Raw genomic sequence first — 22,906 nt, 5'->3', positions numbered from 1 at the left:
CGAGCGCGCGGCTCGTCGGGGCGGGATCTCGCGCACAGGCGCCGAGTCGGAGCGGACCGCTCATTTCACCATCCTGTTCATCTCGAAGATCGGCAGCAGGATCGCCAGCACGATGAACAGCACCAGCGCGCCGACGACCAGGATCACCAGCGGTCCGAGGATCGACGCCAGCGCGGTCAGCCAGCGGTCGAGGTCGCGCTGCTGCTGGCGCGCGGCCTGATCGAGCATGCGCGGCAGCTGGCCGGAGCGTTCGCCGCTGGCAATCAGGCGCAGCGCGACCGGCGGGAAGTGGCCGGTGTCGCCGAGCGCGCGTGCGAACGGTGCGCCCTCGCGCACGCGCAGCGCGGCGCGTCGCAGCGCCTCGCGCATCGGCAGATTCGGCACCACCTGGGCGGTGATCGACAAGGCGTCGAGCAGCGGCACTGCGCTGGCCGAGAGCAGGGCCAGCGTGCGCGCGGCGCGTGCAGTGTTGGCCGCGCGGATCAGCCGGCCGAGCAGCGGCAGGCGCAGCAGGGCCGCATGCCAGCGCCGCCGCACCGATTCCCGCCGCAGCGCCAGCGCCGCGCCGATGCCGGCGAGGACGAGCAATGCAGCCAGCAGCCAGCCCCAGGCGCGCAGGAAATCGGAGATCGCCAGCAGCAGGCGCGTCGCCGTCGGCAGTGTCTGTCCGGTGCCCTGGAACACGCCGACGATCTGCGGCACGACGAACGTAAGCAGGCCGGTCACCACGGCTGTGGCGACCAGGGTCAGCAGCAGCGGATAGGCCAGCGCACCGAGCAGCTTCTGCGCGAGCGCGTCGCGTGCCTCGGCATGGTCGGCCAGCTTCTCGAGCACCTCCTCGAGCTGGCCGGACTGCTCGCCGGCGGCGACCGCGGCGCGGAAGACGTCCGGAAACGTCTCCGGAAACTGGGCCATCGCCAGCGCGAGACCGGCGCCTTCCATCACGCGCGAGCGCAGCGCGACCGTCACGGTGCGCTGACGCTCGCTCTCGCTCTGTTCGGACAGGGCGGCCAGGGCTTCGTCGATCGGCAGGCCGGCGCCGACCAGGGTCGCCAGCTGGCGCGTCAGCAAAGCGACCTGGTGGCCGCTCAGGCCGCGCGCGGCGAACGGTCCGCGCCGCGCGTCGCCGGCGACCTCCTGGACTTCCAGCGGACTGAGGCCGCGTTCGCGCAGACTGCCGCGCACGGCGCGGGCGGTATCGCCCTGCAGCACGCCGCGGCAGGTGCGTCCGTCGGCGTCGAGGGCCTGGTAGGCGAAAGCCGGCATGAGGCGGATCGGAGGCTCGGAAAGGGCCGGAAGCGGGCATTGTCGCCGGAAGCGGCGGCTTCTGTCTCGGGGGTGTGCGCCGATCGCGCCGGAGCGACTATGATGGCGCGCATCGCGCGGACCGGGGCGGACGCGCATCCATTCGGAGTGTCCTGACATGTGTGGAATCGTCGCTGCCGCAGCCCAGCGAGACGTCGTGCCGATCCTCATCGCCGGTCTCAGGGCGCTGGAGTACCGCGGCTACGATTCGGCCGGCCTGTCGGTGCTCGTCGACGGCGAGCTGGCGCGCGCCCGCACCGTCGGCAAGGTGCGCGAGCTCGAAGGCCGCCTCGCCGAATCGCCGCTGGCCGGCGTCAGCGGCATCGCGCACACGCGCTGGGCGACGCACGGCGTGCCGAACGAGGCCAATGCGCATCCGCATCTGTCGACCGGCACCGTCGCCGTCGTCCACAACGGCATCATCGAGAACCACGCCGAACTGCGCGAGGAGCTCAAGGGACTCGGCTACGCGTTCACGTCCGACACCGACACCGAGGTCATCGCGCATCTGGTCCATCATCTGATGGCCGGCGGTACCCCGCTGCGCGAGGCGGTGCAGGCCGCGATCCGGCGCCTGCACGGCGCCTACGCGATCGCCGTGATCAGCAGCGAGGCGCCCGGCCACGTGATCGGCGCGCGGCGCGGCAGCCCGCTCGTGGTCGGCATCGGCATCGGCGAGCATTTCCTCGGTTCGGACGTGCAGGCGCTGATCAAGGTCACCAACCAGTTCGTCTATCTGGACGAGGGCGACCTGGTCGAGATTACGCGCGAGGACATGCAGGTCTACGACGCCAACGGCCTTCCGGTCGAGCGGCGCGTGCACACCAGCGAGCTCTCGGCCGATGCGGTCGAGCGCGGCGAGTACCGGCACTACATGCTCAAGGAGATCTTCGAGCAGCCGCGCGCGATCAACGACACGCTCGAAGGCCGCATCGCCGACGGCCACATCCTGCCGAACATCTTCGGCGTCGACGCCGACTCCCTGCTCGCGCGGGTCCGCCACGTGCAGATCGTCGCCTGCGGCACCAGCTTTCACGCCGGCCTGGTCGCGCGCTACTGGCTCGAAGGCATCGCCGGCATTCCGTGCTCGATCGAAGTCGCCAGCGAGTACCGCTACCGACGCGCCGTCGTCCCGGCCGACAGCCTGTTCCTGACGATCTCCCAGTCCGGCGAGACCGCCGACACGCTGGCCGCGCTGCGCGAGGGCAAGCAACGCGGCTATCTCGGTTCATTCGCGGTCTGCAACGTCCCCGAATCGAGCCTGGTGCGCGAATCGGACCTGGTGCTGATGACGCGCGCCGGTCCCGAAATCGGCGTCGCCTCGACCAAGGCGTTCACGACGCAGCTGGCCGCGCTGGCGCTGCTGGTGCTCGAACTGGCGCGCATCAACGGCATCGCTGAGGACAAGGTCCGCAAGCTGGTGGGTGAGCTGGCCAGCCTGCCGCGCCTGCTCAACGACGTGCTCGCGCTGGAGCCGACGATCGCCGCCTTGGCCGAGCGTTTCGTCGCCAAGCATCACGCCCTGTTCCTCGGCCGCGGCGTCAACTATCCGGTCGCGCTCGAAGGCGCGCTCAAGCTCAAGGAGATCTCCTACATCCACGCAGAGGCCTATCCGGCCGGCGAGCTCAAGCACGGTCCTTTGGCCCTGGTCGACGAGGACATGCCGGTGATCACGGTCGCGCCGAACAACCAGCTGCTCGAGAAGCTCAAGTCCAACCTCGAGGAAGTGCGCGCACGCGGCGGCGAGCTGTTCGTGTTCGCCGACGAGGAGGTGCAGATCGACGGCGCGGGCGATCGGGGCGCGGTCGTCAAGGTCGCCTCGGGCGGCAACCTCTGCGCACCGGCGGTGTTCACGGTGCCGCTGCAATTGCTGGCCTATCACGTCGCCGTGCTGCGCGGCACCGATGTCGACCAGCCGCGCAACCTGGCCAAGTCGGTGACGGTGGAGTAGACCGGGCTGGGTGGCTGCGACGTCGTGGTAAGACCTAATTTAGTTTCCAACGGGGGAATCAAGTCTCCAAAATCGGCGAGCTGAACCGGGCAACCCGCGGTAATTTTGAGTCCAAAAGTCCGCGGTCGGACTGGTGTGGCTAATAGTTGCTCCAACGGGCGATAGAACGTCCAACCGAATCGTTGGAATCAACAATAGACGTCCCAACAAGCGAGCGAGTCTCTGGCTCGTGTCGGACGTGACCCATTTATCGCTTGGGCCACGGGAGATGGCCAGTAAGCTCTGGAAGCAACTCTTCACTCTCGTCGGCCTCGCTGCTATTCGACGGTGGCCGCCCCACCTGTTCGAAGGTGATCAGCGACAGTGTCTGCTTCCAAGTGCGGATGTGAAACGCCTCCTCATAGCAGCAGAACGCGTCTGCTGCATCACTTGAACTCCAGTCAGTCGCGTCGAGATCTACTTTTTCGACGGTCGTGCCGTTGGAAAGGCACCTCGCAGCCGCAGATGCCCTCGGTAGAGCGACGCCGGACTGGATGAAAACGCGGCGGTCTCGGAGCGCGCTCGACGGGATCACATTCTGGACCTTGCCCCCTTCAGCGAAGACGTAGGCTACCAGGGTCGTGGATGCGCGAGCGAAGCTGGAGGCGACGCAAGGGCGCGAAGCCTGGAAGTGGTCGGACAGTCGTTGTAGCGCATCCACGGAGAAAATTTCTTCGGAAACCAAGGGTCGGAGCAAATGGGATGGCACCAGGCACTCCGCAGCAAACACGTCGCAGAGTCGCTCCTCGATCGGGCGTCCTGAAAATCGCTCAAGTTCATTCGAGTGAATCTTCGCGCCGTGATTCGACGGCAGGCCGAGCACGTGATGTGCGATTTCGTGGAGGATCGTGAATCTCCGTCGATAGGGGTCGTCGTTTTTGTTGACGACTATGTAGTTCTTGCCGCCTTTTGAAAACGTGTTCCCTGCTTCTCCCGATGCGAGCAGATCACTCTCTCGCACCTCGAAGCCCTGGGAAGAAGCTAGCGCCATCACATCGATCGGCGCCGAAGTCAGCTGTCCCACGAACTGTCTGGCGCGGCCAATGACCGATAGCTCGTCCATGAATCTTCAGAAAGACCTGACCATATCGATGAGCTTCAACCAGCCCGCCTGATCACTAGGCCTGTTGCCGCGAAAGCTCATAGTTGCGACAGGCTCAATATCCTCCAATGGAATGTCTGGCCTCTCGACGATCAGTGCATACAGCCCATCGTCGATGTCCGACTTGAGAAGCAGCGACACGATTTCCCTTTCCCGCTGCGATAAATCCAACGCGTTTGTCAGCTTCGCGATGGTCTCCGCGGAGGGTGCGTCTCGGTCGCCTTTCTCCAGCCGCCAGATATAGACATGGTTGAGATCGTCTGCTCTCTTCTCCAACTCTCTGAGACTAAAGCCTTTTCGCTCCCTAACCTCGGCGATGTAGCGTCCGAAATCCACTCTGCCTCCTGAGGCCTTGATCCTAGTCGGGAGAGAGTATAGGCTTGTTGCCCAAGTCAGTAACACCCCGCCGCTACAGAGCGGCTTTTTTCGGAAGCGAGTGTTGCCTGATGACGTAACAGCCCGCGTGCCGCGGGCTTTTTCTGGGCAACACTGTTGCCTGAGAACGTAACGAGGTGTCGACATGAGCAAAACACGAAATCTGAAGCCGGGCCAGCCGGCCCCCGCTTCTGGTCAGTACCAGATCACCGGCCCGCGTGGTGGAAAGGGTCCTGAACGCACAGTGGTTCGCAATGAGCCGCTTCCGCCCACGCCCAGCCCCAAGTCCACGTACACCCTGGTAGATCGCACAAAGACCAAGTAGCCCGACCGAACGGGCGCCGCACGCTGTAAGACACGAACCGGGTCTGATCAGCGGCGGCGCCCGCCGGCCATCTCCCACATCGATAGAGGCCCACAGATGAACTCCTTCCCTAACCTCAGGCTGCCTCTGTCGGAGCCCATCGACTTCCTGCTGGCGGATGTTGCGATCCGTGTGCAGTTGAGCTCCACTCACCATGCCCTCGCGGTCAGTCGCTACGCGACCGTCAACAAGTGGATCGAGCGCCCGGGTAGTCCGTTGCAAGATCGTGTCGAGATTTTCTACCCGCAGGGCTCGATGGCGATTGGAGCGACTATCGCGTCGAAGCTGGAGTACGACGAGTTCGACATCGACTTGATCGCGCAACTCGACCTTCCTGACGACACTCCGCCCCACCAGATGCTCAACATCCTCGAGGCCGCAATTCGCGGTGAGCCTGGGTCGCGGTATTACGACATGACCGAGCGATGCACTCGTTGCGTCCAGGTCCGGTACGCCGACGGCATGCATCTGGATGTCACACCTATGGTGCGGATACCGCTGTTGGCCGAGCGCTGCGGATTCATCTTCCATGCAAGGCATCGGCACGCTGGTGTCGATGATCGAAGAATTGTTGCCAACCCCTGGGGCTTTGCGCAGTGGTTCATTGCGCTCACGCCTGCAGAGCGGCGCTTCGTGGAAGCCTTCGATGCTCGCGTGGCTGCCTATGCCAACACGATCGTTCTGGCGGAAGCGGAGGTTGAGCCAGTTCCTGATCTTTGCCCCGTGCACGAGAAGTCGATGGCCGTTATCGCCTTGCAGTTGCTGAAGCGCTGGCGAAACGTGCAATACGACCAACGCGAGGGACGGTTTCCGCCGTCGGTCGTGCTGGCCAAGTTCGTCGCGGATAACGCCAATAGGACTCAAACGCTCTCCGAAGAGCTGCTCCACCAGGCACAACAGCTCAAGCTCGTTTTCGAGCAGGCGCAACGATGTCGAGAGAAGATCGTCGTGCGGAACCCTGCGTGCGAGAGCGATGTGTTCACTGATCGTTGGCCAGAATGTCTTGAGGCCCAGGATTTGTTCCTCACCGACCTCACGACCTTGGTTCGCAAGCTTGAGCTTCTGCGCGGAGACTGCGACCTGGCCACGATGCAGCACCTTCTCTCCGAGCTCTTCGGCGAGCGACCCACGCTGGAGGCGATCAAGTCGTATAACAGGGAAGCTGGCCGGGCGATCGTTGAAGGGCGGTCCCGCCACATCGCCGGCAGCGGACGCTTCGAGATGCCGAGCGCGCCGGCAGTTGCCGCTGTTACCTCCACCCTCGCAACGACAAGCCACGCAACACCGAAGCACACCTACTTTGGATCGACCACCGAATGATGGCGATGCGCGATCAGATTCGGCGCATGCGCCAGCTCTACCCAGGCTTCCAGGTCACCTTCGACGGAGGTTGGCTGGTAGTCTGGGAAGGAAATCTACGACCCATTGCGAAGACTTATCGGGTCCAAGTCGCGTTAACGCTGAAAGACTGGCTGGGCGATATGCGCATCGATGCCCCCTTCCCTCAGGTTTGGCTGATCGAACCCAGGTTGGTGATTGCATGCGAGTTAGCGCCTGATCAGCTGGTGCCACACATCTACCCCAACACATCGGATCTGACACGCTCAGGTCTCTGCCTCTTCGATCCCGCGCAACGCGAATGGACTCGCGACATGGCCATCGCGGACACAACGCTTCCGTGGACTATTGACTGGTTGACGAGCTACGAAGGATGGCTGGCGACTGGTGAGTGGACTGGTGGCGGAAGGGATCATGTAAGGGCAAGCGTTTGAACAGTCTCATGCCGGAGCCGCGGTCTGCCGGTGCCCTCTCGAAGCGCCGCGCGCAGCAGCCTTGGCCGGCGGACCGAGAATTTCGAATCCTCTCGATCGACGGCGGTGGCATCAAGGGAATCTTCCCTGCGTCAGTCCTGGCGGAGCTGGAGGAACGCTATTTGACCGGCGGCTCTGTTGCCGATCATTTTGACCTGATCACGGGCACATCCACGGGTGGCATCGTCGCACTCGGTCTATCCATTGGACTGCCGGCTCGTGACATCGCCAACCTCTACGTAGAACGCGGCGCTGAGCTATTCCCTCCCTATCCTTCAAATTGGTTCGGGAGGCTTCGACAGCGGTGGGACGGTGCACGAAACCTCTTCTACAACCGCTACGACAAAAGTGCTCTAGCACGACTCCTCGATGAGACGTTCGGTCAGCGCTTGTTCGGACACGCAAAGTGTCGCCTGTGCATTCCGTCCATCGATGGTCGTCACGGCAACGTCTATATCTTCAAGACGCCCCACCACCCGGACTATGTGAAGGATCAACACGAGCGGATGACCACCGTCGCCTCTGCCACATCGGCCGCCCCAACCTACTTCAAGCCGCTGGAATCCGGAGGCTACCGCTTTGTGGATGGGGGACTCTGGGCCAACAATCCCCTCATGGTCGGGTTGGTCGACGCGCTCGCGTGCTTCGAAGTCGATCGGCACAAAGTCAGAATCCTGAGCCTCGGATGCGGCGACGAGCCCTACACCGTGAGCGATCGAATGATCGAACGAGGTGGCCTATTGTCCTGGCGAACTGCGATCGATGCGGCGATTGCATTTCAATCAGAGAGCGCGCTTGGCCAAGCAAGGCTGCTGATAGGGGCAGAGCGCTTGCTGCGTATTGCTCCAACGACGTTCAATCCACCGATCAAGTTGGATGATTGGGCGGCCGCCAGAAGCAAGTTACCTGGGGAGGCCGTAGCAGCCGTTGATGCGAACGGCGACTTCATCCGGCGCGCCTTTCTCGATCGAGATCTCGGCCAAGCAGAAATGGCCGAGCCAGTCAGACGGGCCTTGCTCCGAGCGGGCCCGGCTGCTACACCCTGCGTGTTCGGATTCTAGTGAAGGAGCTCGCTATCCCGGTGGTCAAGGAGCATGTCCTGTCGATTGATGGCGAGGTCAAGAAAATGGAGCTACCCGAACTGGGACGCCTGCTCCTCGATCGCCGTCTCGATGCCGCCGAGTGAAGCATCGCACCGGCGGCCACCTTCATCTGCAGAAGATGACGATCCGCACGCCACACCCCACGATCCCACACGCGTCAGCCGTTCACCGGCCGTCGAGGTCTAACCCGCTGCGCGCCAGAGGCTGCAGGGCGCCGTCAACCCCCTCGACGTCCGGCAACGCTGGCTCCCGTAGCGGCACCCGTTGCTACGCCTCTCTCCACGCGCCAGAATCGAGGCCTGAGCCCGCTTTCAGCCCGCGCGTGGGGCTGGCATCTCGCTCTGCCGAGGGTTCTGCCCTGTTCCTGGAAATCGACGACTGGCGACGCTGGTGCGAATCGCTGGCCCCGTGGCTGGACCAGCGGTTTCATCCGACGGTGCTGGAGCGGTTCCACGAAGCGGTGCAACCCGACTGGCTGACTTGGCTCGACGCAGAGCAGGCGGCGCAGACTGGAACGAACGATTCGAGCCGGGCGCTCTTCGCGCCTTACCTGCACGCCACATATCAGGGCGTCCGGGTCTTTCACGCCACGCGATTGCCCGATTTGAATGGGGTTCGGGCACAGGGATTGCGGGCATGGAGTGCGGATGAACTTCGTTTGGCAGCTCGCGACGCGCTGGACGCCGCAGTGGCGCCCGTCCAGCTCGAACGGTCCATCGCGCTCAACGACCCCGTCCACCGAGGTGGCAGGGTGTACTCCTTCGCGTCCCTGAGCCACACACTCGGGACTCTCGATGGCGATCGCCCAGGAAGGCTGCCCGCCTTCGCTCGCCAAGGCGGGGAGTTCCTGGGCAGCGTGGCCGAACAGGCAGGAGTGGGAGAGCACTACACGCGTCGACCCGGACGGGCCTTTCTTCTAGCCTGCGATGTGCCATGGGAGAGCATGTCAGACGACCTCGCCAGCGGCATCGCGCACGATGTCCTGACAAGCCTCTTGACTTGGCGCTTCCTGGACGTGAGCGCCTACTCGATGCTGGGCAGGTATGAGTGCATTTCCACCCACCGCGACATACCACCGGAGAGCATCCAAGCCTTCGCCGATGTAGAACACGCGGTCGACCGCACCGACGTGAAGGCTTCGGAGATCCCATGGCAGGCATTCCGGCACGACGAATCGCTCCGCTGAGCGGCAGCATTACTCACGACCCATGACGATCTCGCGCTTAGCGCCGACCGATCGGATCGGCGCTGCTTCGGCAGCGGCGTGTCAGCGCCGCGGCGGATCGGCCACGAACGCGCCCGGGAACGGCTGCGGAGCGCGCTCGGCGAGCGGCCGCGCGATGATGCCGCGCGCGACCAGGTTGCGATAGCTGTCGTACCAGACCGCGACCTGTTCGGCCGGGCGATCGCTGGCGCGTACGAAGCGCGTCTGCGTCACGCTCGAGCTCTCGCGCTCGCCATGGCCGGTGCCGAGCCGTTCGGCCGGGCGCGCCGCGCGGGCCTGCGCCTGCGCCGCGTCGGCCGATTGCGCCTTCTCTTCGTGGGCGGTTGCCGGTGGTGCCGGCATCGCTTCCGCGGCGATCTTCGGCGCCGGCTCGCGCCGCCGGATCGGCAGGCGCTCGCGGAACGCGGCGACGCCGATCACGCCGACGTCGTCGGGCCGGCCGGTCAGCGCCGCGTAGCTGTCGGGCAATGCCGTGAACGTGAACTGCGCGACTTCGTCCAGGCTCTTGCGCCAGCCGAGGATCTCGGTGGTTTCCCACGGGCCGAGCACGTAGCCGTTCTGGCCCGGATCGGCGGTCTCGCCGGTCACCGCGTTGACGCCGTCGACCGACAGCACCGCCAGGACGCGGCCGCCGCTGCGATTGGTCAGGCGGATCGCGTAGCGGTGATCGGGCGCGCCGGCGACGTGCGCGCGGCCGTCGCGATGGTGCTGGGTGAGAACCTGGCCGGTTTCGCGGTCGACGACGGCGAGGTCGATCAGCGTGCCGGCCTGGAGCGGAGCGGCGAACAGGGCGGCGAGAGCGGTGGCGAGGACGATGCGCATGGTGGAGCTCCTGTGTCGGGTGGGGCTCTGCAACGCGGCGGCCGTCGCGGCGGGGTTGCGCATCGCGGCCATCGGCCGTTCGTGCAATGGCGGCCGGCGCGGTTTCGCGAGAAACTGGCGGTCCTTTTTCCAGCCCGACGAAGACAACGCGTGAATAAAGTCCATGCAAACGCGGCGGAAGCGCTGAACGGCCTGCTGTTCGACCGCATGACCATCGCCGCCGGCGGCTTCGGCCTGTGCGGCATCCCGGAGAACCTGATCGGCGCGCTGCTGGCGGCCGGTACGCGCGAGCTGACGATCGTCGGCAACAATGCCGGCGTCGACGATTTCGGCATGGGGCCGCTGCTCAAGACGCGCCAGGTCAAGAAGGTCGTCGCGTCCTACGTCGGCGAGAACAAGGAGTTCGAGCGCCAGGTGCTGGCCGGCGAGCTCGAGCTCGAGCTGGTGCCGCAGGGCACGCTGGCCGAGCGGCTGCGCGCCGGCGGCGCCGGCATCCCGGGCTTCTACACGCGCACCGCGTTCGGCACCAAGCTGGCCGAGGGCCGCGAGACCAAGGTGTTCGACGGCAAGGAGTACGTGCTCGAGGAAGGCATCCGCGCCGATGTCTCGCTGATCAAGGCATGGAAGGGCGATGCGCTCGGCAACCTGGTGTTCCGCAAGACCGCGCGCAACTTCAACCCGATGATCGCGACCTGCGGCAAGGTCTGCGTCGCCGAGGTCGAGGAGCTGGTCGAGGTCGGATCACTCGATCCGGACCAGATCCACGTGCCGGGCATCTACGTCGACCGCATCATCCAGGGCGAGCGCTACGAGAAGCGCATCGAGTTCCGCACCGTCGCCGGCGCCAACACCGGCAAGGAAAGCCCGATACGCGTCGCGATGGCACAGCGTGCCGCGCGCGAGCTGCGCGACGGCTACTACGTCAATCTCGGCATCGGCATTCCAACCCTGGTCGCCAACTTCATTCCGGCCGGCATGGACGTCACGCTGCAGTCGGAGAACGGCCTGCTCGGCATCGGCCCGTTCCCGGCCGACGCCGATGTCGACGCCGATCTGATCAATGCCGGCAAGCAGACGATCACGGCGCTGCCGGGCGCCAGCTTCTTCTCGAGCGCCGACTCGTTCGCGATGATCCGCGGCGGCCACATCGACCTGTCGATCCTCGGCGGACTCGAGGTATCCGGCACCGGCGATCTGGCCAACTGGATGGTGCCCGGCAAGATGGTCAAGGGGCCCGGCGGCGCGATGGATCTGGTCAGCGGCGTCAAGCGCGTCGTCGTGCTGATGGAGCACACCGCGAAGGACGGCACGCCGAAGATCCGCAATGCCTGCACGCTGCCGATCACCGGCCAGCAGGTGGTGGACCTGATCATCACCGACCTGGCCGTGTTCGAGGTCGAGCGCGGCAAGGGCCTGACCCTGATCGAGCTGCAGGACGGCGTCAGCGTCGAGGACGTGCGTGCCAAGACCGAGTGCGCGTTCGCGGTGGCGCCGGGCCTGGCCTGATCGATCGCCGTCCGCGTGCCGCGCCGGCTCCGGTGCGGCACGCCGGACGCACTCATTCGAGTACTCCTGGGTATTCAAAACGACCGGCCGGCTGGCTATGCTCGGGCGGTCGCCGACGGCGTCCGCTGCGCCTGCGTGCGCGATCGGCCGAGCGTCGCCGACGGCTCGGCAGCGGCCGTCCTCGGGCTGATGCGGGCCTCCCCTGACGAAGGCAGGCGCGGATCCTTCCGGATCCGGGTCGACCCACGAACCGGAGATCGACGATGGTCACCCTGACCGTTAACGGCCGCGAGCAGCGCTTCGACGGCAATCCCGAGATGCCGCTGCTGTGGTACCTGCGCGACGTGCTCGGCCTGACCGGCGCCAAGTACGGCTGCGGCATGGCCCTGTGCGGCGTTTGCACGATTCATCTCGACGGCGTCGCAATGCGCGCCTGCGTGACGCCGGTCGCGGCGGCCGAGGGCCGCCAGGTGACGACGATCGAAGGTCTGTCGCCCGATGCGAGCCATCCGGTCCAGCAGGCCTGGACCGAGTTGAACGTCGCGCAGTGCGGCTACTGCCAGTGCGGTCAGATCATGCAGGCGGCCTCGCTGCTGAAGGACAAACCCAAACCGACCGACGCGGACATTGACGCGGCGATGGTCGGCAACCTGTGCCGCTGCGGCACCTATACGCGAATCCGCGCGGCGATCCATCTGGCGGTCGAGAAGAGCGGAGGTGGCGCATGATGCCCGACGGTCTGGACGGCCCGCGCGGCGCCGCTGCGGCGCCGGCCGAGGCACACGACGCCGACGCGCAGCCGATCGTCAACGTCAGCCGGCGTGCATTCCTGCTCGGCCTCGGCGCCGGCGCGCTGGTGCTGGCGGTGGCGCCGGCGCTCGCTGCCGATCCGCCGCGCCGCTACGGCGGCGATGGCATGCCCGGCGGCCTCAAGGACGATCCGCGGCTGTTCGTCGCGATCGCCGCCGACGGCACCGTCACGATCCTCAACCACCGCGCCGAGATGGGGCAGGGCGTGCGCACCAGCGTGCCGATGATCATCGCCGACGAGCTGGAGGCGGACTGGGCGCGCGTGCAGGTCCGCCAGGCGCCCGGCGACGAGACGAAGTACGGCAACCAGAACACCGACGGCTCGCGCTCGATCCGCCATAACTTCGAGCCGCTGCGGCGTGCCGGCGCAGCCGCGCGGCAGATGCTGATCGCGGCCGCGGCCGCAAGCTGGAAGGTGCCGGCCGCCGAGATCGTCGCCGAGCAGCACGTGCTGACGCATGCCGGCAGCGGCCGGCGTGCCGGCTACGGCGAGTTCGCGGCCGCCGCGGCCGCGCTGCCGGTGCCGAGCGGCGAGGCCTTGAAGCTCAAGCAGCCGGCGCAGTTCCGCTACATCGGCAAGGGACGCATCGGCGGCATCGACAACCGCGACATCGTCAGCGGCAAGGCGCAGTACGGCATCGACACGCGCGTGCCGGGCATGGTCTACGCGGTCGTCGCGCGGCCGCCGGTCTACGGCGGCCGGGTCAAGCGCCACGATGCCGCGGCCGCGCTGAAGGTGCCCGGCGTGCTCAAGGTGCTGCCGCTCGACGGCGCGCCGATTCCGTCGGCGTTCTTCCCGCTCGGCGGCGTCGCGGTCGTCGCCGAGAACACCTGGGCCGCGATCGAGGGCCGCAAGGCGCTGCAGATCGAATGGGACCACGGCCCGAACGCGGGCTACGACTCGCAGCGCTATCGCGCCGCGCTCGAAACCGCCTCGCGCGCCGAGGGCCAGCTCGTCTACGAGCGCGGCGCGACCTATGCCGAACTGGCCAAGGCCGAGCGCAAGATCGCCGTGGAGTACTACGTGCCGCATCTGGCGCATGCGCCGATGGAGCCGCCGGCGGCGGTGGTGCGCGCCGATGCCGACGGCGCCGAGGCCTGGGCCTGCGTGCAGGCGCCGCAGGCCACGCGCGCCTTGCTGGCCGGCCTGCTGAAGCTGCCCGAAGAGCGCGTGACGATCCACCAGACCCTGCTCGGCGGCGGCTTCGGCCGCAAGTCCAAGCCGGACTTCGTCGCCGAGGCGGCCGTGCTGTCGCGTGCGCTGGACGGCAAGCCGGTCAAGCTGACCTGGACGCGCGAGGACGACATCGTCAACGACTATTTCCACACCGTCTCGCTGGAGCGCATCGAGGCGGCGGTCGACGCGGCCGGCAAGCCGCTGGCCTGGCTGCACCGCAGCGCGGCGCCGTCGATCGCCTCGCTGTTCGGGCCCGACCCGAAGCATCAGCGCGACTTCGAGCTCGGCCAGGGCCTGACCGACCTGGCGACTGCGGTGCCGCACTACCGCGTCGAGAATCCCGAGGCGCCCGCGCATACGCGCATCGGCTGGTTCCGCTCGGTCTACAACATCCCGCACGCGTTCGCGACGCAGTCGGCCGTGGCCGAGCTCGCGCATGCGGCCGGCCGCGACCCGAAGGACTTCCTGCTCGACTTCATCGGGCCGGCGCGCACGATCGATCCGGTCTCGATGAAGACGCCGAACTACGGCGAGGACCCGGCACGTTATCCGCTCGACGCCGGCCGGCTGCGCCGCGTCGCCGAGGTCGCCGCGCAGGGCGCCGGCTGGGGCCGCACGCTGCCGCGCGGCAAGGGGCTCGGCATCGCCGCGCACCGCAGCTTCGTCAGCTACGTGGCCGTCGTCGTCGAGGTCGAGGTCGGCGACGACGGCACGCTGTCGATTCCGCGCGTCGATATCGCGGTCGACTGCGGACCGCAGGTCAATCCGGAACGCGTGCGCTCGCAAATGGAAGGCGCGGTGATCCAGGGCCTGGGCTTGGCGGCGACCGGCGAGATCCGTTTCGCCGAAGGGCGCGCCGTGCAGAGCAACTTCCACGACTATCTGCTGCCGCGCATCGATGCCGCGCCGCGCGCGATCCACGTGCACGCGGTCGGTGCCGACGACTACGCCCGGCCGCTCGGCGGCGTCGGCGAGCCGGGCCTGCCGCCGGTGGCGCCGGCGCTGACCAATGCGATCTTCGCGGCGACCGGCCAGCGGATCCGCAGCCTTCCGATCGGCCGGCAGCTGGCCGGCTGGCGCGACGCCGGCAAGGCCGACGGCTGAGCGCGGACGAGGCCACGATGGCGCTCGTCTGCGGCGGCGACGCCGGTCCGGCCGCGCCGGCCACGGCCGCTGCGGCCAGCGGCGGACCGCGCGCGGTCGTCGAGGCGCTGCTCGCCGCGGCGCACGCCGGCGTACCGGCCGCGCTCGGCCTGGTCGTCGACACGCTCGGCTCGACCTATGCCAAATCCGGCGCCGCGCTGTGCATCGGCGGCGCCGGCCGCGTCGGCTGGATCAGCGGCGGCTGCCTGGAGTCCTCGCTCGAGGCCAGTGCACAGGCGCTGGTCGCGGCCGGCCATGCCGGCCTGATCGAGTACGACACGCGCGACGACGCCGATCTCATCGTCGGCAGCGGCATCGGCTGCCGCGGCGTGGTGCGGATCGCGGTGATTCCGCTGGCCGTGCTGCCCGGCATCGCGCGGGCGCTGCAGGCCTGGATCGATCAAGGATGCGCGCTCGCGATCGAGCTGGAGGTCGGCGGCGCACTCGCCGTCTCGGCCGGTGGCGAGGCGTTGCGCTGGCCGCTGGCGTGGACCGATTCCGCGCCGGTCGCGAGCGGCTCGACCTATGCGCTGCTGATCGCGGCTGCGCCGCGCGTGCTGGTCGCCGGCGCCGGTCCCGAATCGGACCGGCTGGTGCCGTGGCTGCGCCAGCTCGGCTGGTACGTCGACGTCGTCGAACGGCGGCCGCGCTGGGCCGCGGCGGCCGCCGCGGCCGACCGGCATCTGCAAACGGCGGTCGGCGCCGCGCTGGCGCGGTCGCGCTACGACGCGGCCCTGGTCATGAACCACGATTTCGAGCTGGACCGCGATGCGCTCGAGCAGCTGTCGGCCGATCCGGTGCCGTGGATCGGCCTGCTCGGCCCGCCGGCGCGGCGTGACGATCTGCTGCGCCTGCTCGGTGCGGCGGCCGCCGACGCGCTGCGGCCGCGTCTGCACGCCCCGGTCGGCCTCGATTTGGGCGGACGCGGGCCGGAGTCGATCGCATTGGCGATCGTCGCGCAGCTGCACGCCTGGCGTCATCGTGGCGAGTGAGCATGCTGCGGTGGTGCTCGCGGCCGGTCTCAGCCGGCGGCTCGGACGCCCGAAACAGCTGCTGCGCCGAGACGGGGTGAGCCTGCTGCGGCATGCGCTCGATGCGGTGCTGGCGACCGCGCCGCTGCGCGTCGTCGCGGTGCTGTCGGCGGACATGCCGGCGCTCGAGCGCGAGCTCGACGGCCTGCCGGTCGAGCGCTGCGTCAATGCGGCGCCGCAGACCGGCATCGCCGGCTCGCTGCAGCGGGCCGCGGCCGCGCTCGCCGATCACGCCGGGCCCACGCTGATCGTCGGCGTCGACCAGATCCACCTGCGCCGCGCGCATCTCGATGCGCTGCTCGCGGTCGGCGGCGAAGGCGACGTCGCCAGCGGCTACGGCCCTGCCTTCGGTCTGCCGGCGCGGGTCGGCGCGGTCACGCTGCGGCGTGCCGCCGAGCTGAGCGGCGATGCCGGCTTCCGATCGCTGTGGTCGCGCTCCGGTGCGTCGCCGCGACGCGTGGAGGCGCCCGAGCTCGCGTTCGATCTCGACACGCCCGACGCACTCGCGACCGCGATCGCGGCCGGCTGGATCGACCGCTGACGCCCGCTGCGACACGGTCCGCGAAGCGCTGCCGCTGTGCCGCAGGCCTCGCGACAGGTGCTGCGGCGCTCCGGCGCATCGCCGCCGGCTCCGCCGGCCCAAGCGGCCCAGCCCAATCGATGCTGAACGCCAGCGCGCGGCGAGCGCAGGAGATTGCCCGCGATTTCGTTCTGGTCGGCATCCCCTTGCCGACGAGACCCGCCATGAACCTGTTCCTCGCCACCTGGATGCGCGCCACGCCGCGCCACCTGCCGGCACGCCGGCCGCATCGACGCAGAAGCCGCGACGGCGCGGCGGCATCGACGCCGCGCGCGATCGAGCAGGCTCCCGCCCCCGGTGTTGCAGCGGTCCCGCGCCGCGCCGGCTGAGACCGGTTCAGTCCTCCGCGTCGCGGCGCGCGATCGCGCGCGAGGTCGCCAGCCCGATCAGGCGCGAGACGACCAGGGCGATGTACATCACGCCGGCGAACTGCTCGAGCATGACCAGGGCGCGCGCCGGCGGCCGGATCGGCATGATGTCGCTCAAGCCCACGCCCGACAGCGTGCTGAAGCTCAGGAACAGAAGCTCCATCCAGGTCCGCGGCGCCTGCGGATCGACGGCGGCGACGAAGCTGCCCGGAAACCACTGCTGGCAGACCAGGTATGCGAACGCGAACGCCCAGGCCAGCAGCGTGAACGTCGCGCCGGCCGCGAACAGCTCGTCGCCGGTGACGCGGTGATCGCGCAGCATGTAGGCGGTCAGGCCGCCGGCCGCGTAGAAGTACAGCGCGCCTTCGAGCAGCTGCGCGGCGACCGCCAGACCCGGCGGGCCGATCCCGCCGCCGGCCAGCAGCGACAGCAGCACGGCCGGCGCGGCCAGCAGCCAGGCGATCCAGTTGACGGCGGGGCCGCGATTGACGACCCACAGCGCCAGCGCGAGCACCAGCATGCCGAACGCGCCGAACGCGGCGCGACCCGGCGCGGTGTGTTCCATCGCCGGATACAGCACGACGCCGAGCAGCTGCACCGACAGCAGCAGCGCCGAGGGATGGCGCTTGAGCGTCGCCAGCGTCTTGAGCAGGTTCGGGGCCATCGGCTGCGGTCCACGGCGTGGGCGCGCGTCGGCTGCGTCCATGATGGCGCGCCGGCGCGGGCGTAGAATCCGCGCGCATTCTGTCACGGGAGCGATCATGCGTGTCTGCGTCTACTGCGCATCGAGCGAGCACTGCGACCGCGTTTACCACGAGGCGGCGTTCGCGCTCGGCCGGCAACTGGCCGAGGCCGGCTGCACGACGGTCTACGGCGGCGGCGCGGTCGGTCTGATGGGATCGCTGGCCGACGGTGCGCTGGCGGCCGGCGGCCAGGTCGTCGGCATCATTCCGCGCTTCATGACCGAGGTCGAATGGCAGCATCCGGGCCTGGCCTCGCTCGAGGTCGTCGAGGACATGCGCGAGCGCAAGCACCGCCTGCTGACCGGATCGGACGCGGTCGTCGCGCTGCCGGGCGGCTGCGGCACGCTGGAGGAGCTGTTCGAGGCGATCACGCTCAAGCGCCTCGGACTCTATTTCAATCCGATCGTGCTGGTCGACGTGCAGGGCTTCTACGCGCCGCTGCAGGCGTTCATGGAGCAGGTGGTCGCGCAGCGCTTCATGAATCCGGAGCACCTGGACATGTGGCACCTCGTCGACCGCGTCGAGGAGGTGCTGCCGGCGATCCGGCGCATTCCGCGCTGGCGCGAGGATGCGCGCAACTACGCGGTGGTGCGCTGAGCGCGGTGCGCTCGCGCCGCTTCGCTCAGGCCGCGCCGGGCCCGGCGAAGAAGCGCTGCACGTCAGCCAGCTCGCGGGTCTGCGGCAGCGGCGGCAGGCTGCGCAGGAACAGCTTGCCGTAAGGCCGCGACACCAGACGCGGATCGCACAGCATCAGCACGCCGCGGTCGCCGACGTCGCGGATCAGCCGGCCGGCGCCCTGCTTGAGCGCGATCACCGCGGCCGGGATCTGCCATTGCGTGAACGGATTGCCGCCGGCCTCGCGCAGCGCTTCCAGCCGCGCGGTCAGTACCGGATCGTCCGGCGCCGCGAACGGCAGCTTGTCGATGATCACGCACGACAGCGCCTCGCCGGCGACGTCGACGCCTTCCCAGAAACTGGCCGCGCCGAGCAGCACGCCGTTGCCGGACGCGCGGAACGCGTCGAGCAGCTGGTGCCGCGGCGCGGTGCCCTGCACGAACAGCGGCCAGGTGCCGATTTCGGTCAGCCGCTCGGCCGCGCGGCGCAGCGCGCGGTGCGAGGTGAACAGCAGGAAGGCCCGGCCGCGCGAGGCCTCGAGCACCGGCAGCGCCGCGTCGACGACGTGATCGGTGTACAGCGGCGAGGACGGATCGGGCAGGCCCGGCGGCAGATAGGCCAGCGCCTGATGCGCGTAGTCGAACGGGCTCTCCAGCGACAGCGTGTCCGGATCGTCGAGGCCGAGCTGACGCGCGAAATGATCGAAGCGGCCGCCGACCGACAGCGTCGCCGAGGTGTAGATCCAGGCCGCGCGGCTCTGCGCGCGCAGCTCGCGCAGCGGCGCGGACAGGTCCAGCGGCGTGGCGTGCAGCGAGAAGCCGTGCGGCGTGGTCTCGTACCAGTGCACGAAGTCGCGTGCGCCGGCCTCGCGCACCTGGCGCAGCCGCGCGATCTGCTCGCCGGCGCGCTCGTGCAGCGCCGCGAAGCCGCGGCTGCGTTCGGCCTGGCCTTCGAGGCCGTCGGCCAGCCGATGCAGCGCCTGGTCGAGCTGGTCGAGCAGATCCGGCACCTCCGGCGCGGCCATCACCAGCGACAGCGCGCCGCGCGAGGGCAAGCTATCGATCGCCAGGCGCAGCCGCTGCAGCAGAGGCGCCAGCGGCTCGGTCAGCGGCTGCAGCAGCGCCAATGCACCGCTGACGTTGCCGCATTCGGCCAATGCGTCCTGTGCGAGTTCGCCGACCTGGCGCGCCGACAGGCTGGTCGAGAAGAACTGGCCGGCCAGTTCCGGAATCTGGTGCGCCTCGTCGAGCACGAAGGCCTGCGCGCCCGGCAGAATCTCGCCGAAGCCTTCCTGGCGCAGCGCCAGATCCGCAAACAGCAGGTGGTGGTTGACGACGACCAGGTCGGCTTCCTGCGCGGCGCGGCGCGCCTTGACGACGAAGCAGTCGTTGAACATCGGACATTCGGTGCCGAGGCAGTTCTCGGTGGTCGAGGTCACGCGCGGCCACAGCGGCGAGTCCTCGGCGATCTCGGCCAGTTCGGCGCGGTCGCCGCTGATCGTGCGCGTCGACCAGGCGCGGATCGTCTGCAGCTGGCCGACCTGCTGGCGCGACGCGAAGCGGCCGTCCTTGTGCGCCTGGTCGAGCCGGTACAGGCACAGATAGTTGGCGCGGCCCTTCAGCAGCGCCGCCGACAGCCGCGCGCCGAGCACGCTGCGCACGCGCGGCAGATCGCGATGGAACAGCTGGTCCTGCAGCGCCTTGGTGCCGGTCGAGACGATCACGCGGCGGCCCGATTCGAGCGCCGGCACCAGGTACGCGAAGGTCTTGCCGGTGCCGGTGCCGGCCTCGGCGATCAGCATGCGGCGGTCGGCGATCGCGTCCTCGACCGCCGCGGCCATCGCCTGCTGCTGCGCGCGCGGCGCGAAGCCCGGCACCTCCGACGCGAACGGACCGTCCGCGCCGAGCAGGTCGGCGGCCGCCAGCGCGGCGCCGCCGAACGTCGCCGCGTCACCGGCCTCGGCGCGCGCGGCGGCCGTCACATGCGGACCGGCGGCGCCTTGCGACATTCCTTGACCTGCCGTTCGGCCTCGGCCTTGCGAGGCGGGTCGCCGAGCAGCTCGCGTGTCTCGACCAGGGTCTGCCAGTTGCGCGCGCACAGCCCGCCCAGGCGCGGGCCGAGCCGGTAGCTGTGCATCGCGCGCTCCTCGGCCTCGCGCAGGCGGCCGCGGCCGAGCTCGATCTCGGCCAGCAGCTGCAGGATCTCCGGCGCCTCGGGCGCGAGCTTGAGCGCGCGCTCGGCCGCCTCGGCGGCGGCGTCGAGCCGGCCCTCGGCTTCGGCCTTCTCGGCCTGTTGCAGATAGCCGTCGACGGCCGGATCGCGCAGCGGCTGGACCTGCACGACCGAATCGTCGCCCTTGCCGGCGGCGCGCACCGCGGCGACCGCATCGCGGGCCGGCGGCGCGGGCGGCGGCGGTGCCTTCGGCGGCGGCTGCGCGCAGGCGGCGAGCAGTACCGCGGCGGCGGCAGGCAGCGTGAGGCGGAATCGGCGGATGGATGCGTGAGTCTTCATCAGTCGGTTTCTTCGGAGTCGGCGCGGTCACCGCCGAGCCATTGTCGCAGACGATCGAGCGCGCAGCCGCGTTGTTCGGTCGGGCCGTAGCCGGCGATGAACGGCACCTGCCGCGCGCCCTCGCAGGCCGCGTCGGTGCGGTGGCCGCTCGGCGGATCGATCCAGAGCCATTCCAGGCCGTCGCGTGGCGGCGCCAGCGGCGTGCTCGGCAGCTGCCGGAACAGCTCGATCCAGATTCGCAGCGCGCCGGTGGAGCCGTACAGGCCGGTCGGCTTGTTGTCGTCGCGGCCGACCCAGGCCACCGCGAGATGGCTGCCGGTGTAGCCGGCGAACCACGAATCGCGCTGGGTGTCGCTGGTGCCGGTCTTGCCGGCGGCGGCGAGGTGGCCGAGGCCGGCCTGCACGATCGTGCGGCCGGTGCCCTCGCGCGCCGCCTGCTGCAGCGCATGGGTGACCAGGCGCGACGGCGCGACGTAATCGCCGGTGCCGCTGCGGGTCTCGTAGCGCGCCAGCGGCCGGCCCTGCGCGTCGAGCACGCCGCGCAGCGCGCGCAGCGGCACGGCATGGCCGTCGGCCGCGAAGTACTGGTAGAGCTGGGCCACGTCGAGCGGGCTGAGCTCGACCGCGCCGAGCAGCAGCGACGGATTCGGGTTGATCGGCCGGCCCAGGCCGAACGACTCGACCAGGCCGCGCACGCGGTCGACGCCGACGCGCAGGCCCAGCTGCACCGTCGCCAGGTTCCAGCTGTTGGCGAGCACGTCGGCCAGCGGCACCTCGCCGTGCAGCAGGCCGTCGTCGTTCTTCGGACGCCAGCGGCTGCCGTCGCGCTGCGGCAGGTCGACCGGCGCGTCCTCGATCAGCGAGGCCAGCGAGTAGCGCTGCGGCTGCGCCAGCGCGACCAGGAACACGAACGGCTTGATCAGCGAGCCGATCGGCCGGCTTGCGGTCAGCGCGCGATTGAAGCCCGGGGCGTCCGGATCGCGGCCGCCGATCAGCGCCTGCACGTCGCCGTCGCGCGCGCCGGTGACGACGATGGCGGCCTCGACCGGATCGGCACGCGTGCCGAGCGCGGCCATCGCCTTGCCGAGCGCGGCCTCGGCCAGCCGCTGCGTCGACGGTGCCAGCGTGGTGTGGATCGCCAGGCCCGCGCTGTCGAGCTCCGCGTCCGGGTAGTCGCGCTGCAGCTGCGCGCGGACCAGGTCGAGGAAGGCCGGATAGCGGTTGCGCGGCAGCGCGCCGGCGGCCGAGACGTTGAGCGGCTGCGACTGCGCGGCGGTCAGCGTCTTCTCGTCGATCAGGCCGGTTTCGTAGAACTGCGCGAGCACGCGGTTGCGCCTTGCCATCGCGCGCTGCGGATAGCGGCGCGGATCGTGGTAGCTCGGCCCCTGCACGAGGCCGACCAGCAGCGCGATGTCGGCCGGTCCGAGGCTGCGCACGTCGCGCCCGAACCAGAACTCGCTGGCGGCCGCGAAACCGTGCACGGCCTGGCCGCCCTGCTGGCCGAGGAAGACCTCGTTGACGTAGGCCTCGAGGATCGCGCGCTTGTCGTAGCGCGCTTCGATCAGCAGCGCGATCAGCACCTCGTTGAGCTTGCGCAGCAGGTTCTGGCTGCGGTCGAGGAACAGGTTGCGGACCAGCTGCTGGGTCAGCGTCGAGCCGCCCTGGACGACGCGGCCGGCGCGCAGGTTGGCCCAGGCCGCGCGCGCGATCGCGACGCTGTCGATGCCGTGATGGTCCTTGAAGTCGCGGTCCTCGACCGCCTGCAGTCCGGCGACCAGCAGCGGCGGCGCTTCGCCGAGGCTCAGGATGCGGCGCTCCTCCTGCTGGCTGCCGTACAGCGTCGCGATGCGCGCCGGCTCCAGGCGGACCGGGCCGAGCGCCTCGCCGCTGTCGGCGTCGGCGACGCGCGCGACGCGGCCGTCGGCCAGCGTGACCGCGATGCGGCGCTCGCGCTCGCGGCCGTCGAGCCAGACGAACGCGCGCCGCGCGATCACGAAGCGGTTGCCGCCGCGCTCGTAGGTGCCGGGCCGGCGCGCGCCGGCCTCGTCGCGGTAGCGCGCCGCCTCCAGCTCCATCGTCAGCGTCTGCGCGTCCAGCGGCACGCCGGTGCCGAGCGTCAGCGGCCGCGCGTAGACGCGGCTCGGAATCTGCCAGGACAGGTCGTCGAAGCGGCTGCGCACCTGCCGGTCGAGCACGTACAGGTACGGCGCGAGGAAGCCGATGGCGACGCCGACGGCGAGCAGGAACGGAGCGCGCAGCCAGCGCCAGATCCAGGCGATCAGGGAGAACAAGCCGGAGAGCTAAGCAGCGTCGAGGCGACGGGAG

Annotated in this window: 22 protein-coding genes and 1 pseudogene; 15 read left to right on the top strand and 8 right to left on the bottom strand. The window is 69.1% G+C overall.

Annotation, left to right across the window (positions count from 1 at the left end; genetic code table 11):
• Window positions 1-60: 60 nt before the first annotated feature.
• A complete protein-coding gene (gene gspF, locus VMR06_RS11520) occupies window positions 61-1,266 on the bottom strand; it encodes a type II secretion system inner membrane protein GspF (protein ID WP_325376404.1) in 1,206 nt (401 codons plus the stop codon).
• A 157-nt stretch (window positions 1,267-1,423) separates the two neighbouring features.
• On the opposite strand from gspF, the gene glmS reads away from it, so the two are divergent.
• On the top strand, window positions 1,424-3,256 hold the full coding sequence (gene glmS / locus VMR06_RS11515) for a glutamine--fructose-6-phosphate transaminase (isomerizing) (protein ID WP_325376401.1): 1,833 nt from the start codon (window positions 1,424-1,426) through the stop codon (window positions 3,254-3,256).
• A 247-nt stretch (window positions 3,257-3,503) separates the two neighbouring features.
• Here glmS and VMR06_RS11510 read toward each other — a convergent pair whose 3' ends face one another.
• Window positions 3,504-4,358: an ImmA/IrrE family metallo-endopeptidase gene (locus VMR06_RS11510; RefSeq protein WP_325376399.1), complete on the bottom strand. Its 855-nt coding sequence runs from the start codon at window positions 4,356-4,358 to the stop codon at window positions 3,504-3,506.
• A gap of 6 nt (window positions 4,359-4,364) precedes the next feature.
• Entirely contained in the window at window positions 4,365-4,733 is a 369-nt protein-coding gene (locus VMR06_RS11505; protein WP_325376397.1) for a helix-turn-helix transcriptional regulator, read from the bottom strand.
• 460 nt (window positions 4,734-5,193) lie between these two features.
• On the opposite strand from VMR06_RS11505, the gene VMR06_RS11500 reads away from it, so the two are divergent.
• From VMR06_RS11500 to VMR06_RS11480, 5 genes are all read left to right on the top strand, one after another.
• Window positions 5,194-6,456 carry a nucleotidyltransferase gene (locus VMR06_RS11500; protein ID WP_325376395.1) on the top strand — a complete coding sequence of 421 codons (1,263 nt, stop codon included), beginning with the start codon at window positions 5,194-5,196 and terminating at the stop codon, window positions 6,454-6,456.
• A gap of 5 nt (window positions 6,457-6,461) precedes the next feature.
• Window positions 6,462-6,908: a hypothetical protein gene (locus VMR06_RS11495; protein ID WP_325376393.1), complete on the top strand. Its 447-nt coding sequence runs from the start codon at window positions 6,462-6,464 to the stop codon at window positions 6,906-6,908.
• Window positions 6,905-8,008, top strand: coding sequence for a CBASS cGAMP-activated phospholipase (locus VMR06_RS11490; protein WP_325376390.1), 1,104 nt, complete (start codon window positions 6,905-6,907; stop codon window positions 8,006-8,008). The genes VMR06_RS11495 and VMR06_RS11490 overlap by 4 nt, the downstream gene beginning before the upstream one ends.
• Window positions 8,008-8,133: a hypothetical protein gene (locus VMR06_RS11485; RefSeq protein ID WP_325376387.1), complete on the top strand. Its 126-nt coding sequence runs from the start codon at window positions 8,008-8,010 to the stop codon at window positions 8,131-8,133. Before VMR06_RS11490 ends, VMR06_RS11485 begins: the two co-directional genes overlap by 1 nt.
• Before the next feature lie 239 nt (window positions 8,134-8,372).
• Entirely contained in the window at window positions 8,373-9,236 is an 864-nt protein-coding gene (locus VMR06_RS11480; RefSeq protein WP_325376385.1) for a hypothetical protein, read from the top strand.
• Between the two features lie 81 nt (window positions 9,237-9,317).
• On the opposite strand, the gene VMR06_RS11475 is transcribed toward VMR06_RS11480, so the two are convergent.
• Window positions 9,318-10,097: a hypothetical protein gene (locus VMR06_RS11475; protein WP_325376383.1), complete on the bottom strand. Its 780-nt coding sequence runs from the start codon at window positions 10,095-10,097 to the stop codon at window positions 9,318-9,320.
• Between VMR06_RS11475 and VMR06_RS11470 the strand changes: the two genes are divergently transcribed.
• The 8 genes and pseudogenes from VMR06_RS11470 (at window position 10,096) to VMR06_RS11435 (ending at window position 16,673) form a co-directional block, all read left to right on the top strand.
• Window positions 10,096-10,251, top strand: coding sequence for a hypothetical protein (locus VMR06_RS11470; protein ID WP_325376585.1), 156 nt, complete (start codon window positions 10,096-10,098; stop codon window positions 10,249-10,251). The genes VMR06_RS11475 and VMR06_RS11470 overlap by 2 nt on opposite strands.
• A pseudogene (locus VMR06_RS11465) lies at window positions 10,179-10,883 on the top strand (CoA transferase subunit A); the annotation flags it as partial. The gene VMR06_RS11470 and the pseudogene VMR06_RS11465, both read left to right, overlap by 73 nt.
• A gap of 93 nt (window positions 10,884-10,976) precedes the next feature.
• The gene (locus VMR06_RS11460) at window positions 10,977-11,603 is read left to right on the top strand and encodes a 3-oxoacid CoA-transferase subunit B (RefSeq protein WP_325376578.1); all 627 of its coding nucleotides are present in this window, start codon (window positions 10,977-10,979) and stop codon (window positions 11,601-11,603) included.
• 263 nt (window positions 11,604-11,866) lie between these two features.
• Window positions 11,867-12,331, top strand: a complete 465-nt coding sequence (locus tag VMR06_RS11455; RefSeq protein WP_325376381.1) for a (2Fe-2S)-binding protein — start codon at window positions 11,867-11,869, stop codon at window positions 12,329-12,331.
• Entirely contained in the window at window positions 12,328-14,694 is a 2,367-nt protein-coding gene (locus VMR06_RS11450; RefSeq protein WP_325376379.1) for a xanthine dehydrogenase family protein molybdopterin-binding subunit, read from the top strand. Before VMR06_RS11455 ends, VMR06_RS11450 begins: the two co-directional genes overlap by 4 nt.
• A gap of 17 nt (window positions 14,695-14,711) precedes the next feature.
• Window positions 14,712-15,725, top strand: a complete 1,014-nt coding sequence (locus VMR06_RS11445) for an XdhC family protein (RefSeq protein ID WP_325376377.1) — start codon at window positions 14,712-14,714, stop codon at window positions 15,723-15,725.
• Entirely contained in the window at window positions 15,715-16,305 is a 591-nt protein-coding gene (locus tag VMR06_RS11440) for a nucleotidyltransferase family protein (protein WP_325376375.1), read from the top strand. The genes VMR06_RS11445 and VMR06_RS11440 overlap by 11 nt, the downstream gene beginning before the upstream one ends.
• A gap of 203 nt (window positions 16,306-16,508) precedes the next feature.
• A complete protein-coding gene (locus VMR06_RS11435) occupies window positions 16,509-16,673 on the top strand; it encodes a hypothetical protein (RefSeq protein ID WP_325376373.1) in 165 nt (54 codons plus the stop codon).
• Between the two features lie 7 nt (window positions 16,674-16,680).
• Here VMR06_RS11435 and VMR06_RS11430 read toward each other — a convergent pair whose 3' ends face one another.
• The gene (locus tag VMR06_RS11430) at window positions 16,681-17,376 is read right to left on the bottom strand and encodes an ion channel (protein ID WP_325376371.1); all 696 of its coding nucleotides are present in this window, start codon (window positions 17,374-17,376) and stop codon (window positions 16,681-16,683) included.
• Window positions 17,377-17,473: 97 nt separating this feature from the next.
• Between VMR06_RS11430 and VMR06_RS11425 the strand changes: the two genes are divergently transcribed.
• On the top strand, window positions 17,474-18,052 hold the full coding sequence (locus VMR06_RS11425) for a TIGR00730 family Rossman fold protein (protein ID WP_325376369.1): 579 nt from the start codon (window positions 17,474-17,476) through the stop codon (window positions 18,050-18,052).
• Between the two features lie 25 nt (window positions 18,053-18,077).
• On the opposite strand, the gene VMR06_RS11420 is transcribed toward VMR06_RS11425, so the two are convergent.
• The 3 genes from VMR06_RS11420 to mrcB are packed head-to-tail and all read right to left on the bottom strand — an operon-like array spanning window position 18,078 to window position 22,872.
• On the bottom strand, window positions 18,078-20,078 hold the full coding sequence (locus tag VMR06_RS11420; RefSeq protein WP_325376366.1) for an ATP-dependent DNA helicase: 2,001 nt from the start codon (window positions 20,076-20,078) through the stop codon (window positions 18,078-18,080).
• Window positions 20,048-20,581, bottom strand: a complete 534-nt coding sequence (locus VMR06_RS11415; protein ID WP_325376364.1) for a tetratricopeptide repeat protein — start codon at window positions 20,579-20,581, stop codon at window positions 20,048-20,050. The genes VMR06_RS11420 and VMR06_RS11415 overlap by 31 nt, the downstream gene beginning before the upstream one ends.
• Window positions 20,581-22,872, bottom strand: a complete 2,292-nt coding sequence (gene mrcB / locus VMR06_RS11410) for a penicillin-binding protein 1B (protein ID WP_325376361.1) — start codon at window positions 22,870-22,872, stop codon at window positions 20,581-20,583. Before mrcB ends, VMR06_RS11415 begins: the two co-directional genes overlap by 1 nt.
• Window positions 22,873-22,906: the final 34 nt, after the last annotated feature.

The organism is Dokdonella sp. (assembly GCF_035511235.1).
In the GTDB taxonomy this organism is placed as follows: domain Bacteria; phylum Pseudomonadota; class Gammaproteobacteria; order Xanthomonadales; family Rhodanobacteraceae; genus Dokdonella.
Note: the sequence above shows the minus strand (reverse complement) of the source record. Positions and strands in the feature narration are given on the sequence as shown.

Coding starts and splice junctions, on each gene's coding strand:
- gspF (WP_325376404.1), bottom strand. CDS start 1,266: ATGCCGGCTTTCGCCTACCAGGCCCTCGACGCCGACGGACGCACCTGC.
- glmS (WP_325376401.1), top strand. CDS start 1,424: ATGTGTGGAATCGTCGCTGCCGCAGCCCAGCGAGACGTCGTGCCGATC.
- VMR06_RS11510 (WP_325376399.1), bottom strand. CDS start 4,358: ATGGACGAGCTATCGGTCATTGGCCGCGCCAGACAGTTCGTGGGACAG.
- VMR06_RS11500 (WP_325376395.1), top strand. CDS start 5,194: ATGAACTCCTTCCCTAACCTCAGGCTGCCTCTGTCGGAGCCCATCGAC.
- VMR06_RS11495 (WP_325376393.1), top strand. CDS start 6,462: ATGCGCGATCAGATTCGGCGCATGCGCCAGCTCTACCCAGGCTTCCAG.
- VMR06_RS11470 (WP_325376585.1), top strand. CDS start 10,096: ATGGTGGAGCTCCTGTGTCGGGTGGGGCTCTGCAACGCGGCGGCCGTC.
- VMR06_RS11475 (WP_325376383.1), bottom strand. CDS start 10,097: ATGCGCATCGTCCTCGCCACCGCTCTCGCCGCCCTGTTCGCCGCTCCG.
- VMR06_RS11460 (WP_325376578.1), top strand. CDS start 10,977: ATGGCACAGCGTGCCGCGCGCGAGCTGCGCGACGGCTACTACGTCAAT.
- VMR06_RS11455 (WP_325376381.1), top strand. CDS start 11,867: ATGGTCACCCTGACCGTTAACGGCCGCGAGCAGCGCTTCGACGGCAAT.
- VMR06_RS11450 (WP_325376379.1), top strand. CDS start 12,328: ATGATGCCCGACGGTCTGGACGGCCCGCGCGGCGCCGCTGCGGCGCCG.
- VMR06_RS11445 (WP_325376377.1), top strand. CDS start 14,712: ATGGCGCTCGTCTGCGGCGGCGACGCCGGTCCGGCCGCGCCGGCCACG.
- VMR06_RS11435 (WP_325376373.1), top strand. CDS start 16,509: ATGAACCTGTTCCTCGCCACCTGGATGCGCGCCACGCCGCGCCACCTG.
- VMR06_RS11430 (WP_325376371.1), bottom strand. CDS start 17,376: ATGGCCCCGAACCTGCTCAAGACGCTGGCGACGCTCAAGCGCCATCCC.
- VMR06_RS11425 (WP_325376369.1), top strand. CDS start 17,474: ATGCGTGTCTGCGTCTACTGCGCATCGAGCGAGCACTGCGACCGCGTT.
- VMR06_RS11420 (WP_325376366.1), bottom strand. CDS start 20,078: ATGTCGCAAGGCGCCGCCGGTCCGCATGTGACGGCCGCCGCGCGCGCC.
- VMR06_RS11415 (WP_325376364.1), bottom strand. CDS start 20,581: ATGAAGACTCACGCATCCATCCGCCGATTCCGCCTCACGCTGCCTGCC.